Origin of the sequence: Pseudarthrobacter sp. NPDC058196 (genome assembly GCF_042882685.1) — a bacterium.
Classification (GTDB): Bacteria; Actinomycetota; Actinomycetes; order Actinomycetales; family Micrococcaceae; genus Arthrobacter.
The window spans coordinates 68,077-82,963 of record NZ_JBHVVN010000007.1 but is presented as its reverse complement, the minus strand read 5'-3'; the positions used below and the strand labels follow the sequence as shown (position 1 = coordinate 82,963).

Below are 14,887 nucleotides of genomic sequence, written 5' to 3'. Positions count from 1 at the left end.
ATGCTGACTTTTGTTGATTCGGTCCGGGAGGCCGTGGCCGGGATCAAGGACGGTTCCACGGTGATGATCGGCGGGTTCGGCAACGCCGGGCAGCCGTTCGAACTGATCGATGCGCTGCTTGAGTGCGGGGCCACGGACTTGACGGTGGTGAACAACAACGCAGGCCAGGGCGACCAGGGCCTCGCCCTGCTGATCAAGGAAGGCCGGGTGCGGAAGATGATCTGTTCGTTCCCGCGGCAGTCCGATTCCTGGCACTTCGATGCCAAGTACAAGGCCGGGGAGATTGAGTTGGAGCTGGTGCCGCAGGGCAACCTTGCCGAACGCATCCGCGCCGCGGGCGCGGGGATCGGCGGGTTCTTCACCCCCACCGGGTACGGGACCATGCTGGCCGAGGGCAAGGAAACCCGGATCATTGACGGCCGCGGGCAGGTCTTCGAGACCCCCATCCACGCCGATGTGGCCCTGATCAAGGCCCTCAAGGCGGACGGGAAGGGCAACCTGGTGTACCGGAAGACGGCCCGGAACTTCGGCCCCATCATGGCCGCCGCGGCGAAGCACACCATCGTCCAGGTCGCCGAGATCGTCCCCACCGGCGGGCTGGACCCGGAGAACGTGGTCACCCCCGGGATCTACGTCAACACCGTCGTCAAAGTTGCCCGCAGCGGCAGCGCAGCAGAAAAGGTGGCCTGAGATGAGCCTCACCGAAACCAGCATCAAGACGTCCGAGACGCCCCTGGGCAGGGACGACCTCGCCCGGCTCGTGGCACGGGACATCGCCCCGGGCTCGTTCGTGAACCTCGGGATCGGCCAGCCCACCCTGGTGTCCAACTACCTCACCGAGGAACAGAACATCACCCTCCACACCGAGAACGGCATGCTCGGCATGGGACCCGAAGCCACAGGCGACGAGATTGACGAGGACCTCATCAACGCCGGCAAGATCCCCGTCACCGAACTGCCCGGCGCCTCGTACTTCCACCACGCCGATTCCTTCGCGATCATGCGCGGCGGGCACCTGGACATCTGCGTCCTGGGCGCCTTCCAGGTCTCCGCCACCGGTGACCTCGCGAACTGGCACACCGGGGCGCCCGGGGCGATCCCCGCCGTCGGCGGTGCCATGGACCTGGCCACCGGCGCGAAGGACGTCTTCGTCATGATGACCCTCCTGACCCGCGACGGCGCCTCCAAAATCGTCGAGGCCTGCACCTACCCCGTCACCGGCGTCGGCTGCGTCACCCGCGTCTACACCGACAAAGCCGTCTTCCTCACCGGCCCCCACGGCATCACCGTCCGCGAAACCTTCGGCACCACCCTCGAAGAACTCCAGGAACTGGTACCCGTCCCGCTGAAGGCCACGCCCGCCGCCGGATGAGCCCGAGCCGGTCACCGCACCTAGGATTGGTAACCATGATTGACGCCGTCCGCACAGACACCCAGGCCGCACCGCAGGCCAGCGACCAGTACGTCCAGTCGCTGGCACGCGGCCTGGCGGTGATCCGCGCCTTCGATGCCGACCGGCCGGTGATGACCCTCACCGAGGTGGCGGGCCGGACCGGCCTGACCCGTGCCACCGCACGCCGGTTCCTGCACACCCTGGTGGAGCTGGGCTACGTGCGGACCGACGGGAAGACGTTCGCGCTGACGGCCAAGGTGCTCCAGCTGGGGTACGCGTACCTTTCCGGCCTGTCACTGCCGCAGCTGGCCCAGCCGCACCTTGAGGAGCTCTCCCTGAAGCTGGGCGAGTCCACCTCCGCCGCCGTACTGGACGGTACGGACATTGCCTACATCGCCCGGGTGACCACCCGCCGCATCATGACCATCGGGATCACGGTGGGCACCCGCTTCCCGGCGTACGCCACGTCGATGGGCCGCGTGCTGCTGGCCCACCTGCCGGCGTCGGACCTCAAGGCCTACCTGGCGGCGGCCGAGGTCAAACCGCTCACCCCCCGCGCCCTGGGCAGCGTCCCGGAGTTGTTGGCTGTGCTGGAGACTGTCCGGGCCCAGGGCTGGTGCCTGCTGGACCAGGAGCTTGAGCTGGGCCTGATGTCCGTGGCTGCCCCCGTCTATGACGGTTCCAAGGTGGTCGCGGCGGTCAACGTGTCCCTGCAGGCCCAGTCGGTGGAGGCCAAACCGGACCGCAACGCCTACCTGGCTTCCGTGGCACAGGAAATCGTGGCGACGGCGAAACTCATTTCCGCCGACCTCACCGCCCGCGGTTAACGGGGCACTAGCTGGTCCGGGTCTGTGCGAACAGCCGGCGGAGTGTGACGAAGCAGCCCAGTCCGCTGAACAGCAGGGCCAGCAGGAAATCGCCGCCGTACCCGTCAACGAGTTCGCGGTTGGTAGCCAGGTTGAAGAGCAGGAGGTCCCAGGTTTCGGCATCCGCCAGCATGGTCAACGGAGAGCCGCCGCCAAGGAACTTCGCCGCGTCTACCAGCATGCCGCCCCAGAACGACAGCAGGACCGTCCCAACGGTCACAGCGGCGACAACCCAGGCGCCCCGCCGGCTGATCAATCCTCCTGTTCCCAGGACGTACAACCGGGCAGCCAGGGCAGCGGCGATGAGCGCGACGATGGAGGCCATCCAGCCCATGTTCCACAGCACCACCCACGCCACTACGCCAACGGGTACGGCCGCAAGGGCATAGACAGCCCCGCGCACCACATCTTCCCGCACGGCCGGCCGCGGCAGTGGGGACTGAAAATGGCCCGCAGGAGGTACCCACGCGTCGGAGGAACTCTGGCCGTATTGTGGGAGTCGAGCTCCATGCCCACCCTCCTGGCCGGACGGTGTGGCATCGAAATCTGCGCGCTCTGACATGGTTCCCCCAAGATGTGTGATGTGTAAATCCCGCCCATTGTCACACAGCCGCCCCCGGAGCGGGGCGACACAAAAGGTCCCCATTGCCCTGCTCCCACCATTTTCACGGCATTTCTTCAGGTGCCCCTTTTAAGGTCCAGCCATGACCTCAAAATCCCTTGTTATCAACCTGGGCCTGGGCGCCGTCATTCTTGGCCTCGGCGCAGGCACCTACCTCACGGCCACGGCGGCTGGCTCCACCACCCCGTCGGCGGCCGCGCGCACGGTAACGGTGGGCAAGGCGGCCATATCTTCGGTGGCCACAGCCTCGGGCAACGTCGCCCCGCAAACCACCACGGTGGTCAGCGCCCAGAACTGCAGCGGCGTGATCCAATCGGTGGCAGCTACCTTGGGCCAGCAGGTGACCGCCGGGCAGTTGCTGGTGTCCATTGATCCCACCAACGCCCAGAACGCCCTGAACGCGGCCCAAGCCCAGCTGGATTCGGTGACGGCACAGGCCAACCAGCAGCAGGTATCCGCCGCCGGGCAGGTGGCGACGGCGAACCAGACCCTGGTGAACGCCCAGCAGTCCGCCGGCCTGGACTCCTCCCAGCAGTCAGCTGCGGTTGCCGCGGCCCAGAAGGCCGTGGATGCCGACAACGCTGCCGTGACTGCCGCCCAGGCCGTGCCCGCCCCCACCCCGAAGCCTGCCAACTGGACTGACCCGGTGGCGGCGGCCCAGAACCAGCTTGCCAAGGACCAGGCCGCGCTGACCCAGGCGCAGAACCAGGCCGCCTCCACGCAGCTCAAGGACAAGCAGCAGGTTGCCTCCGCCACCACTGCCCTGGGCAACGCCCAAAACTCGGCGGCCTCGGCAGGGGGCACCAACGTCACCAGCGCCCAACTCGCGGTCGAAACGGACAAAGCGAACCTCGCCGCCTGCAACCTGACCTCCCCAGTGACCGGAACCGTCACGTCAGTCACCGCCACGGCCGGCGCGCTGACGGGATCCTCCTCGGGTTCCTCGGCAGCTTCCTCCGGAGCCACCGCCAGCGGTGGCACCGGAGCGGCCACGTCCACGTCTTCCGGGGCAGCGTCCTCCGTCGGCTCTAGCTCCGGCAGCGGCCTGGTCACCATCAGCGACACCGGCCACCTGCAGGTGGTTGCCGGGTTCTCCGAGTCCGATGTCACCAACATGAAGCCGGACCAGACGGCCCAGTTCACCTTTCCCGCCCTGGCCCAGGATCCCGCCGCCGCGCCGGTCACCGGCAAGGTTGTATCCATAGCCCAGACCTCAAGCACCACGAACGGCGTGGTCACCTATCCGGTGACCGTCTCCATCGCGAATCCGCCGGCTGGCCTGCGCCTGGGCCAGAGCGCCAACATTTCGGTCACCACCGCGACGGCCGACGACGCCTTGGTGGTACCCAGCCTCGCCATCACCACCACGGGGAACCGGCAGACGGCCAACGTCCTCAAGAACGGTACGCCGACGCCGGTGACGGTCACCACGGGGATCAGCGCCAACGGGCGGACCCAGGTCCTGACCGGGCTGGCCGACGGGGACCAGGTGGAACTTCCGGCCATTTCCAGCACGCTTGACACCAGCAGCACCACCACCGGCGGAGGATTCGGCGCCGGCGGCCTGGGCGGCGCGGGCACCCGCGGCGGCGGCACCCGGAACGGCGGCCAGTGACCGTGCCAGCCGTCATCGAACTCTCCGGCGTCAGCAAGGTCTACGGCAAGGGCGAGGCGGAGGTGCGCGCGCTGGACGCCGTGGACATCGCGATCGAACGGGGCGACTTCGTGGCCATCATTGGAGCCTCGGGGTCCGGGAAGTCCACCATGATGAACATCATCGGCTGCCTCGACGCGCCCAGCACCGGAAGCTACCGCCTGGACGGCATCAACACCCGGGAGCTGGACGAGTACCAGCAGGCCCAGATCCGCAACCGCAAGATCGGCTTTGTGTTCCAGAACTTCAACCTGATCTCCAGGACCCGGGCGGTGGACAACGTGGCCATGCCGCTCGCCTACGCCAGGGTGGGACGCCACGAGAGGCGCAGCCGCGCCCTGGCCATGCTCGATACCGTGGGCTTGTCCAGTCGAGCAGGCCACAAGCCCTCGCAGCTCTCCGGGGGCCAGCAGCAGCGCGTGGCCATCGCCAGGGCCTTGGTGACCAACCCCGTCCTCCTGCTGGCCGATGAACCCACGGGGGCGCTGGACTCGCGGTCCTCGGCCGAAATCCTGGACCTTTTCGGGAACCTGCACGCCAGCGGGCGGACCATCGTGATGATCACGCACGAAATGGATGTCGCTGAACGCGCCGGCAGGGTGGTGCGGATGCAGGACGGGCGGATCATCTCCGATGTCCGGCAGCAGCCGGTGCCCGCAGGAACTTTGGCGGTGGCGCAGTGAACCTCCTCGAATCTGCGCGCTTCGCCCTCACCGGGGTGGCCGCCAACAAGATGCGTTCCGTCCTCACCACGCTGGGGATCCTGATCGGCATCGCCGCCGTCATCATCCTGCTCGCGGTCGGCGCGGGGACCAGCAACAACATCAAAGCCCAGATCGCCAAGCTGGGCACCAACGTCCTGACCGTCAGCCGGTCCACCAGCGTGGGCGGCCGCAGCACCGGCGGGCAGGCCGGGGCAAGCCGCACCCGTAGCACCAACCTCACCCTCGAGGACGAGCACGCCCTCACGGACGCCGTCCTGGCCCCCGATGTGGCCCGCACCGCGCCGATCGTCCAGGCGCAGGGCGTCACCGCAACGTACACCAGCGCCACCCACTCCGTTGCCAGCTTCCTCGGGACCACGTCCTCGTACTTCGATATCACCAACAGCACCATGGCGTCCGGGGCGTCCTTCACCGAGGCAGACCAGCAGGCAGGGAACCCGGTGGCAGTCATCGGAAACACGGTGGCTAGCGATCTCTTCGGCACCACCACCGGTTCCGCCGTGGGCCAGACCATCCAGCTGAACGGCCAAAACTTCACGGTAGCCGGCGTTCTCGCGGTCAAGGGGTCCACCGGCCTGAACGATCCCGACGACATCGTGGTGGTGCCGTTCTCCGCCGCGCAGAACAAGTTCACCGGCTATGCGCCCACGCTGGCATCGATTACAGTGCAGGCGGCCTCCGCGGACGTCATGAACCAGGCGCAGAACGAGATCCAGATGATCCTGGACGCCCGCCACCACGTCGACTCCACCAACCGTGACTACCAGGTCCGCAACCAGGCGCAGATCCTCACCACCGCCACCAACACCACCCAGACACTGACCATCCTGCTGGGCGCGGTGGCTGCCATCAGCCTCCTGGTCGGCGGCATCGGCGTCATGAACATCATGCTGGTCACCGTGACGGAACGGACCCGGGAGATCGGCATACGGAAGGCCATCGGCGCGTCCAGGGGCAGCATCGTGACGCAGTTCCTGATCGAATCCCTGGTGATTTCGGTCATCGGCGGGGTGGCCGGGATCGCCGTCGGCTTTGCGGGCAGCGCGTTCCCCGTGCTCGGCGTCCAGCCCGAGGTGCAGGCCTGGACGGTCTGGCTGTCCCTGGCGGTGTCGGCCGTCATTGGACTGGTTTTTGGGGTCTACCCCGCCAACAAGGCCGCGAAGCTGCGGCCCATCGATGCCCTCCGCTATGAATAGGAAACCCGTGAACAGCTCCAGCCCATACAACCCGGACACCGACGCTGCCACCGAAGCGCTGCCCGCTCCCGTTCCCCTGACGGCCCCCGGCGAGGACTACGGGTCCTTCCCGGACCAGCCGGCCGACGTCCAGGCCGGCGACGAACCCTTCATTCCCAGGAAGCGGTACACGCCTGGCCGCACCACCAAAGTACTGGTCTGCGTACTGCTGGTGGTGGCTGGATTCTTCGGCGGCTCGATGGTGCAGAAGCAGCTTGACCTCGGCGCCCGGGCCGGCCGGACCAACGTAGGCAACTTCCAGGGAACCAATGGCCGCGCCGGGGCCGGTGCCGGCGACACCACCGGCACCCAAACGCCCGGCCAGGGCCGCCGCAACGGCACCAATGGTGCTACCGCCCCGGCCGCCGCGCCCACGGGTGCGGCCGGCCAGTAGGGCGTCCGGCCCGCAAAAGGTGGGGCCGACGGCGGGAGTTGGGTCCCGTCGTCGGCCTCATTTTGTGCGGGTCCGGGCAGTCCGGGGTCTACCTGACCGGGTTGCCGAGTTCCCGCAGCGGGGTCTTGGCGGTTTCGCGGGCCCACAGGGCTCCGGTGACGGCCAGGATGGATGATGCCGCGACAATCCAGGCGGCCGGACCCCAGTTGGCCTTCTCAGCACCCACGAGGGCGGTCCCCAGCAGCGGGGTGAAGCCGGCGCAAAGGATGCCGATCTGGAGGCCGATCGCCATTCCGGAGTAGCGGACCTTGACGTTGAACAGCTCGGAGAACCACGCCGGGTAGATCGCGTTGGACATGGCGTATGTTCCGGCGGTGATCAGGGTGCTGGTGAGGAAGATCATCGGGACGTTGCCGGTGGAGATCACCGAGAAGTACACGAAGATCATGGCGCCGGAGCCGAGGACGCCGGCGATGAAGATCGGACGGCGGCCATAGGTGTCGGACAACCGGGCCATCAGCGGCTGGCTGGCCATCGCCAGGACGTTTCCGAGGATGCTCACCCACAGCATGGTGGACGCGGGCACGCCCACGGACACGGCGTAGGCCAGGCCGAACGATTGCATGAAGGTGTTGGTGACCGTCTCGAAGGACATCAGCGCCACCTGGAAGAACTGCGCGGGATGGGTCTGGAACATCTTGGCAAACGGCAGCTTCACCAGTTCGCCATGGTCCTGCTCTTCCTCGAAGACCTCCGGTTCCTCCAGCGAGCGGCGCACCAGGTACGCGACGATGAGCACCACGATGGAGAGCCAGAAGGGGATCCGCCAGCCCCACGCGAGCCGGTCCGCCTCGCTCATGGCGGCCACGGGCAGGAACGCCAGGGAGGCGAGGACGATGCCCGCTGAAATGCCGCTCATGGAGAAGCTGGCGAAGAAGCCGCGGCGGCCCTCGGGGGCTTCCTCGGTGGACAGGGCCGAGGCGCCGGCGGTCTCCGCGCCTGCGGAAAGGCCCTGCATCAGGCGAAGCAGCACCAGCAGTGCAGGGGCCCAGTAGCCGGCGGCATTGAAGTCAGGCAGGGCGCCGATGAGGAACGTGGCGCTGCCCATGAGCACGAGGGTGAGTACCAGTGTGTTCTTGCGGCCGATCTTGTCACCCAGGTGGCCGAAGACGACGGCGCCGAACGGCCTGGCGACGTAGGCGACCCCGAAGGTTGCGAACGAGGCAAGCAGCGCGATGGTCGGGTCCCCGGCAGGGAAGAAGATCTTCGAGAAGACCAGGGACGCAGCGGTGGCGTAAATGAAGAAGTCGTAATACTCCAGGGCGCCGCCCAGGAAGGCGGCCAGCGCCGCCTTCCTGGCGCGCTTGAGGCGGCGTTGGGCGTCCGGCGTGTACTGGGCCTGGGAGCCTGCTGCGATGTCTGTCATGGGGGGTGTCCTTCCGCGCTGAAGGTAAGCGTGAATTCTCATTTTGTGCGCATACCGAACAAGTGTGCGATATGCGTTTGAATAGAGGATACTAGCCAGTGAGGCCAATCACAATGGCACTGCGCGAAAGGTGCGTCATGACGAATCCCCTTGTGGAGGCATCCCGCCTGGTCCTGATCGGGTCCGCTGCGTCCAGGGCCATGTCTCCCGATCTGTGGAACCCCGTCCTGCGGGAACTGGGCAATGGCTGGACCTATGAACCCTGGGACGTCCCTGCCGGCGGCGACCTGCTAAGGACCCGGGGCAGGCTTTTGGAGCCGGACATCCTGGCGGCCAACGTCACCATGCCGCACAAGCACTGGGCTGCAGAGGCCGCGGACCGCGTCACCGGCCCGGTCCGGCTGAGCGGTGCCTGCAACCTCCTGGTCAGGGAGGACCGGGAACTGGTGGGGCACAACACCGACATCACTGCAGCGGAGGTGCTGCTGGGCGGAACCTCGCACCGGCACGCACTGCTTCTCGGGGCCGGCGGAGCGGCCAGGGCGGCGCTGATCGCCCTGCGCGGAAACGTGGGTGCCGTGTCCATCACTGACCAGGACTCCCGAGCCGCCGAAGAGCTGACGGACCTTGGCCTGGAACTTGGCATCGATTCCCGGACCGTCACATGGCGTGCGGCGCAGGACCTCGCCGCCGGGGTATCCCTGGTGGTCAACGCCACCCCTATCGGCAAGGACAGCTCGGACGGTCCCGCGTGGGGCAGCGCCCCGCTGGCGCCGGACGCCGTCCTCTATGACTTCGTCTACGCCCGCCACGCCACCTCAAGCGTGGCCCGGGCCCGCGGCCTGGGCGTCCGCTGCATCGACGGATGGGACCACCTTCGGGAGCAGGCCGTGGCCATGGTCCCGCTGCTGGACCTGGACGGGCGGGTCCGCGGGCTGCTGCAGGAGACGCTGGAGGATCTCCGGGAAAGGTCCTGACAGCCGCCACCGATATGATCGGACAGGCGCTGAAGCCCGGCAAACCTGAGCGGTGCGCCACCGACGTCCGGAGAGGAAACCGCAACGCCCATGGAGGAGCAGGCAGGCTACTTTGTGAAGTCGGTGGAGAAGGCCTTCGACGTACTGCTCGCCTTCACGCCGGACCAGCCACGGCTCACCGTTTCCCAAGTGGCGGCCGCAACGGACATGACGCGCGCCTCCGCACGCCGGTTCCTGCTAACCCTGGCCGATCTTGGCTATGTCCGGGCCGAAGGGTCCGCTTTCGAACTGACCGCCCGGTCCCTCGACGTCGGCCGCTCCTACCTGGCCGGCCTCACGCTGCCCAGGGTGGCGGGGCCGCACCTGAAGGAGCTCGCGGAGCACCTGAACGAAACCACGGCCCTGTGCATCCTCGACGGCGGCGACGTCGTTTACGTGGCCTGCGTGCCCTCACCGCGCCTCCTGAGCGTTTCCATCACCGTTGGCACCCGCTTCCCGGCCTGGGCCACCTCCATGGGCCGCGTCCTGCTCGCCGGCCTGCCCGCCGCGCGGCTGGAGGACTATCTCCAGTCGGTCCAGCTGCACCGCTTCACCGACCGCTCCCTCGGCAGCGTCGAGGACCTGAGGGCCGAGGTGGAGGCGACACGCCGGAAAGGCTGGTCCATGGTCTCGCAGGAACTCGAGGAAGGCCTCCGCGGCGTGGCTGTCCCCGTGATGCGCGGACACGAGGTGGTTGCGGCGGCCAACGTTTCCCTGCAGACCCACCGTGCCGCCGCCCAGGACATCGAAGCAACAGTCCTCCCAGAACTGCTGGAAGCCGCGCGGCGGATCGCCCTGGATTACGGCGGGTCGGCGGGCGCTGCCGCGAGGTAACTGTTTGCCATCCAAGCCGGCCACCCTACTCCCGCCGCGGCGCGTAGGGCTCTAGACTCAAGCCAACTGCGTGCAGCAGAGCCGCTGCCACGCCCTTCAGGAAGAGGAGGCAGCGGGTGAAACTGGGCATTCCGCGGGAACGCCGGGAGGGCGAGCGGCGCGTGGCCGCCACTCCCGATACCGTCAGGCAGTTGACCGGAATGGGCCTGGACGTCCTGCTCGAAACCGGGGCCGGGACCGCCGCGGGCCACTCCGACCATGACTACCGGCAGGCGGGCGCGGAGATCGTCCCCGAACTGGATTACGGCGCCGTCGACTTCCTGGCCCACGTCCGCCCGCTGGACCCGGACACCGCTGGCGCCTTGAAACCGGGAGCCGTAGCCGTGGGGCTCGGGTCGCCGTCGTCCGAACTGCCCACGGTGCAGGCGCTCGCGGATAACGGGGTCACCTCCTTCGCCCTGGAGCTGGTGCCCCGCATTTCCCGGGCCCAGTCCATGGATGCGCTGACCTCGCAGGCACTGGTGGCCGGCTACCGCTGCGTGCTCGAAGCGGCCATCCGGCTGCCACGGTTCTTCCCGCTGTACATGACCGCCGCCGGGACCATCCCGCCGGCGCGCGTCCTGGTACTCGGCGCGGGCGTGGCGGGACTGCAGGCCATCGGGACGGCAAAGCGGCTGGGGGCGCGGGTGTTCGCCAACGACATCCGGCCCGCCTCCGCTGACGAGGTGGCCTCCATGGGCGGCACCTTCATCCGGCTGGACCTTGAAACGGCGGAAGCGGCCGGCGGCTACGCGCGGCAGCTGAGCTCCGATGCCGGCACCAGGCAGCGCCAGCTGCTGGCCCCGCACGTCGCCCAATCGGACGTCCTGATCACGACGGCGGCCGTCCCCGGCCGTCCCGCGCCCCTCCTGGTGACCCGCGAGATGGTGCAGGGCATGCGCCCCGGATCGGTCGTCGTCGACCTCGCCGCGGAGTCCGGCGGGAACGTGGAGGGATCCCTGCCCGGCCAGGACATCCCCATCCCCACCGCGGACGGGTCCGGGCACATCACCCTGGTGGGCCTGAAGGACCCGGCCTCGGCGATGGCATCCGACGCCTCCCGCCTGTACGCCAAGAACGTGGCCAACCTGCTGGCGCTGATGGTCCGGGACGGCGCGCTGGCCCTGGATTTCGACGACGAAGTGGTGGCCGGAGCCTGCCTGACCCACGATGGCGTGGTGCGGCACCAGCCCACCGCCGCACTGCTGGCCGCACGGACCGGCGCAGCCGCCACGGCACGGCAGGACGGAGGACTCTGATGGACGGGACAGCCCTGCTGACCATTACCGTACTGGCAGTGTTCGTCGGCTTCGAGGTGGTGTCCAAGGTCTCCAGCACCCTGCACACCCCGCTGATGTCCGGGGCGAATGCCATCCACGGGATCATCCTGGTGGGTGCCATCATCGTGGCCGGCCAGGCGGCGGACCCGTGGGTCCTGGCGGTGGCGCTGCTCGCGGTAGTCCTCGCCACCGCGAACCTGGTGGGCGGGTTCGTGGTGACGGACCGGATGCTGCACATGTTCCACGCGAAAAAGGATGCCGGGCAAGCCAAGGGCGGCAGCAAATGAGCATCCTCGATCCCGTCTGGACCGCCCTGCTGTACCTGGCCGCAGCGGTCTTCTTCATCCTGGCGCTGCGCGGACTCAGTTCGCCCCGCACCGCCCGCCGCGGAAACCTGGTGGGCGCCCTGGGTGCCGTGATCGCCGTCGTGACGGTCTTCCTGTCCGCCCGGCTCGAGAACATCCCGTGGATCCTGGGCGCGATCGCGGTGGGCTCCGCCGTCGCCGCCCCCGTGGCCCGGCGGGTCAGGATGACGCAGATGCCGCAGCTGGTGGCCCTGTTCAACGGGGTGGGCGGCGGCGCCGCGGCGCTGGTGGCGCTCCTCGAACTGGGCCACGCGGAGGACCCCTGGCTCCGCGTGGCCATCGTCTTCACGCTCCTGGTGGGGGCCGTTTCCTTCGCCGGCTCAGGCGTCACGTTCGCCAAGCTGCAGGAGCTGATGACCACCCGGCCCGTGGTGTTCCCCGGCTTGCCCGTGGTGATGTCGGTGGTGCTGCTGGCGGCGGTTGCCGCCGGCGTCGCCGTCGTCCTTTCAGGCTCGCTGCCCCTTGCGGTCCTGCTGCTGGTCCTGGGCCTCGCCGCGGGCATCCTGCTGGTGCTGCCCGTGGGCGGCGCGGACGTGCCCATCGTCATCTCGCTGCTCAACGCCTTCACCGGCCTGGCCGTCGCGGCGTCCGGCGTGGTGCTGGGCAACGTCCTGCTGGTGGTGGCCGGCACGCTGGTGGGCGCCTCCGGAACCATCCTCACCCGCGCCATGGCCGCGGCCATGGGCCGGAGTGTCGCGGGCATCATGTTCGGCGCCTTCCGCGGAGGGTCGACGGCGGGGTCCACGGCAGTGAGCGAGCGTCCGGTCAGGTCGTCCTCGCCGGAGGATGTGGCGGTCCTGCTGGGCTACGCCCAGCGGGTGATCATTGTTCCCGGCTACGGCCTGGCGGTGGCACAGGGGCAGCACACCGCCGCCGAACTGGCGCTGGCCCTGGAAGCCCGGGGCATCCAGGTGGACTTCGCCATCCACCCGGTGGCAGGCCGCATGCCCGGCCACATGAACGTGCTGCTGGCGGAAGCCAACGTGCCTTACGAGTCGCTCAAGGAAATGGGCGAGATCAACCCGGAGTTCAAGACCACCGACGTCGCCCTGGTGGTGGGTGCCAATGACGTGGTGAACCCGGCGGCCAAGACGTCTTCCGGGTCGCCGATCTACGGGATGCCCATCCTGGAGGTGGCGGAAGCGCGGCAAGTGGTGTTCCTGAAGCGTTCCATGCGTCCGGGTTTTGCCGGCATCGAGAACGAACTCCTGTTCGAGCCGCAGACGTCCCTGCTGTTCGGCGATGCGAAGGAGTCCCTTGCCCAGGTGCTGGGCGCCGTCAAGGCACTGTAGGCGCGGAACCGCAGCCGCTTCGGGTTACTCTTCTTTCAACAGCCTGCTTGCTTTCCACCCCCATCAGAGGACGCCATGACTGACACCAGCTCCACTTCCCCCAAACGTGCCGCCATCATTGTCAATCCTGCCAAGCCGGTGGACTTCGACGTGCGCGGCCTGGTGGCCAAGCACTGCGTCGAGAACGGCTGGGGCGAACCCATCTGGCTGGAGACCACCAAGGAGGACCCCGGCGTCGGCCAGGCGAAGGAAGCCCTGGCGCAGGGAGCGGACGTGGTCATCGCGGCCGGTGGCGACGGCACCGTGCGGTGCGTTGCCGAAGTCCTGTCCGGCGGCGACACCCCCATGGGCCTGCTGCCGCTGGGGACCGGGAACCTGCTGGCGCGCAACCTGGGCATGGACGTGACCGATTACGACGGCGCCATGGCCGGCGCCCTGACCGGTGCCGAGCGGAAGATCGACGTGGTCCGCGCCAAGCGGAGCGACCCGGACCAGGACCAGCTCTTCCTGGTCATGGCCGGAATGGGCTATGACGCGACCATCATGGGCGACACCAACGAGGACCTGAAGGACAAGGTGGGCTGGCTGGCCTACGTGGATGCCGGCATCCGGAACCTGCCCGGCAAACCCGTGAAGGCAACGGTCGCAATTGACGGGAAGACCGTGGTGCACCGCGGTGTGCGCAGCGTCATGGTGGGCAACTGCGGCAAGGTCCAGGGCGGACTGGAGATCTTCCCGGACGCGAAGATCGACGACGGCCTGCTGGACATCGCGGTCCTGGCACCCCACCACGGCAAGCTCGGCTGGCTGTCCGTGCTGGCCGGCATCATCGGCAAGGGCCGGAACCGGGATACGGCGGTGGAGTATTTCCAGGGCAAGACGGTTGAGATCACCTTGGAGCACAATGACGACTACCAGCTGGACGGGGACCACGAGGGCGAGGGCAAGCACGTGCTGATGAGTATCGAGCCGGGAGCCCTGACCCTGCGGATGTAAGCCCCAGGGGCAGGCCGGCTAGGCCAGGAGCCTGCCCCAGCGCGGATCAAGCAGCGGAGCACCCGCCAGTTTCAGGGCGTGCCACAGGGTGACCGCCACGGAATCAAGGACCGGAACGCCGGTGCTTTCCTCGATCTCGGCGGTGATATTGGCGCCGTAGAGGTTGGTGCACAGGTAGACCAGGGCGTCGGGTGCGGCGGCGGCGAGTTCCCGCGATCCCGGCAGCATCTCCGCGTCCGTGACCCTGGCGAACGACTCGTTGTCGCTGAGCCCGAGTGCCCGATGGTCCACGGTCTTAATGCCTTCGCGCTCGTAGGAGGCGATGACCTGGTGGTTCACATCGCCTGTATACGGCGTGAACAGGCCGATCCGTTCGGTGCCGAAGGCCCGGAACGCCTCAAGGTAGGCCAGCGTGGAGGTGGTGGCCGGGATGCCCGTGGCGCGGGTAATTTCGGCCGCCAGCTCCCGGTCGTGCGCCGAACCCAGCCACGACCCCGAGGTGCCGTTCCAGGCGATGACGTCCACGTCCGCCGTCGCCAGCAGCCGTGCGGCCTCCCGCATGACGGCGGGGTCGAACTGGCGGTTGGCGGAGTCGTCCAAGGCGATCCGGGTGACGGGGATGCGGGTGAAGTGGACCGTGACGTCGGTTCGGCCATCGAGGATCCGGTAGGTCTGCGGCTCCAGGCAGGTGTTGGAGGACGGCACGATCATGCCGATCCGACGGGGGCGTGTGGTTGCAGGCATGGGAAC

16 protein-coding genes are annotated in these 14,887 nt (G+C 68.2%); 13 read left to right on the top strand and 3 right to left on the bottom strand.

Annotated elements, in window-relative coordinates; translation table 11 throughout:
* Genes ACFVVC_RS11490 through ACFVVC_RS11480 form a run of 3 tightly spaced genes read left to right on the top strand, consistent with a single transcriptional unit; the run spans position 1 to position 2,220 of the window.
* Positions 1-690, top strand: a complete 690-nt coding sequence (locus tag ACFVVC_RS11490) for a 3-oxoacid CoA-transferase subunit A (protein ID WP_387452916.1) — start codon at positions 1-3, stop codon at positions 688-690.
* A gap of 1 nt (position 691) precedes the next feature.
* The gene (locus ACFVVC_RS11485; protein WP_387452914.1) at positions 692-1,372 is read left to right on the top strand and encodes a 3-oxoacid CoA-transferase subunit B; all 681 of its coding nucleotides are present in this window, start codon (positions 692-694) and stop codon (positions 1,370-1,372) included.
* A 35-nt stretch (positions 1,373-1,407) separates the two neighbouring features.
* On the top strand, positions 1,408-2,220 hold the full coding sequence (locus ACFVVC_RS11480) for an IclR family transcriptional regulator C-terminal domain-containing protein (protein ID WP_387452911.1): 813 nt from the start codon (positions 1,408-1,410) through the stop codon (positions 2,218-2,220).
* A gap of 7 nt (positions 2,221-2,227) precedes the next feature.
* On the opposite strand, the gene ACFVVC_RS11475 is transcribed toward ACFVVC_RS11480, so the two are convergent.
* The gene (locus tag ACFVVC_RS11475) at positions 2,228-2,662 is read right to left on the bottom strand and encodes a hypothetical protein (protein WP_387452908.1); all 435 of its coding nucleotides are present in this window, start codon (positions 2,660-2,662) and stop codon (positions 2,228-2,230) included.
* Between the two features lie 301 nt (positions 2,663-2,963).
* Between ACFVVC_RS11475 and ACFVVC_RS11470 the strand changes: the two genes are divergently transcribed.
* From ACFVVC_RS11470 to ACFVVC_RS11455, 4 genes are read left to right on the top strand one after another with little or no spacing between them, the layout of a single operon-like run.
* The gene (locus ACFVVC_RS11470; RefSeq protein WP_387452905.1) at positions 2,964-4,496 is read left to right on the top strand and encodes an efflux RND transporter periplasmic adaptor subunit; all 1,533 of its coding nucleotides are present in this window, start codon (positions 2,964-2,966) and stop codon (positions 4,494-4,496) included.
* Positions 4,493-5,218, top strand: coding sequence for an ABC transporter ATP-binding protein (locus ACFVVC_RS11465; RefSeq protein WP_387452902.1), 726 nt, complete (start codon positions 4,493-4,495; stop codon positions 5,216-5,218). The genes ACFVVC_RS11470 and ACFVVC_RS11465 overlap by 4 nt, the downstream gene beginning before the upstream one ends.
* Positions 5,215-6,456, top strand: coding sequence for an ABC transporter permease (locus ACFVVC_RS11460; protein ID WP_387452899.1), 1,242 nt, complete (start codon positions 5,215-5,217; stop codon positions 6,454-6,456). Before ACFVVC_RS11465 ends, ACFVVC_RS11460 begins: the two co-directional genes overlap by 4 nt.
* A gap of 7 nt (positions 6,457-6,463) precedes the next feature.
* Entirely contained in the window at positions 6,464-6,889 is a 426-nt protein-coding gene (locus tag ACFVVC_RS11455) for a hypothetical protein (protein WP_387452896.1), read from the top strand.
* An 88-nt stretch (positions 6,890-6,977) separates the two neighbouring features.
* Here the strand turns inward: ACFVVC_RS11455 and ACFVVC_RS11450 are convergent, their stop codons facing one another.
* The gene (locus tag ACFVVC_RS11450) at positions 6,978-8,315 is read right to left on the bottom strand and encodes an MFS transporter (RefSeq protein WP_387452893.1); all 1,338 of its coding nucleotides are present in this window, start codon (positions 8,313-8,315) and stop codon (positions 6,978-6,980) included.
* Positions 8,316-8,452: 137 nt separating this feature from the next.
* Here ACFVVC_RS11450 and ACFVVC_RS11445 point away from each other — a divergent pair, with 137 nt between their 5' ends.
* From ACFVVC_RS11445 to ACFVVC_RS11420, 6 genes are all read left to right on the top strand, one after another.
* On the top strand, positions 8,453-9,292 hold the full coding sequence (locus ACFVVC_RS11445; protein ID WP_387452890.1) for a shikimate dehydrogenase family protein: 840 nt from the start codon (positions 8,453-8,455) through the stop codon (positions 9,290-9,292).
* 90 nt (positions 9,293-9,382) lie between these two features.
* Entirely contained in the window at positions 9,383-10,165 is a 783-nt protein-coding gene (locus tag ACFVVC_RS11440; RefSeq protein ID WP_387452887.1) for an IclR family transcriptional regulator C-terminal domain-containing protein, read from the top strand.
* Positions 10,166-10,281: 116 nt separating this feature from the next.
* Positions 10,282-11,463, top strand: a complete 1,182-nt coding sequence (locus ACFVVC_RS11435) for a Re/Si-specific NAD(P)(+) transhydrogenase subunit alpha (protein WP_387452884.1) — start codon at positions 10,282-10,284, stop codon at positions 11,461-11,463.
* On the top strand, positions 11,463-11,771 hold the full coding sequence (locus ACFVVC_RS11430; protein WP_018762915.1) for an NAD(P) transhydrogenase subunit alpha: 309 nt from the start codon (positions 11,463-11,465) through the stop codon (positions 11,769-11,771). The genes ACFVVC_RS11435 and ACFVVC_RS11430 overlap by 1 nt, the downstream gene beginning before the upstream one ends.
* Positions 11,768-13,141: an NAD(P)(+) transhydrogenase (Re/Si-specific) subunit beta gene (locus tag ACFVVC_RS11425; protein WP_387452881.1), complete on the top strand. Its 1,374-nt coding sequence runs from the start codon at positions 11,768-11,770 to the stop codon at positions 13,139-13,141. The genes ACFVVC_RS11430 and ACFVVC_RS11425 overlap by 4 nt, the downstream gene beginning before the upstream one ends.
* Positions 13,142-13,216: 75 nt before the next feature.
* A complete protein-coding gene (locus ACFVVC_RS11420; RefSeq protein ID WP_387452879.1) occupies positions 13,217-14,137 on the top strand; it encodes a diacylglycerol/lipid kinase family protein in 921 nt (306 codons plus the stop codon).
* 18 nt (positions 14,138-14,155) lie between these two features.
* Here ACFVVC_RS11420 and ACFVVC_RS11415 read toward each other — a convergent pair whose 3' ends face one another.
* A complete protein-coding gene (locus tag ACFVVC_RS11415; RefSeq protein WP_387452876.1) occupies positions 14,156-14,881 on the bottom strand; it encodes an aspartate/glutamate racemase family protein in 726 nt (241 codons plus the stop codon).
* Positions 14,882-14,887: the final 6 nt, after the last annotated feature.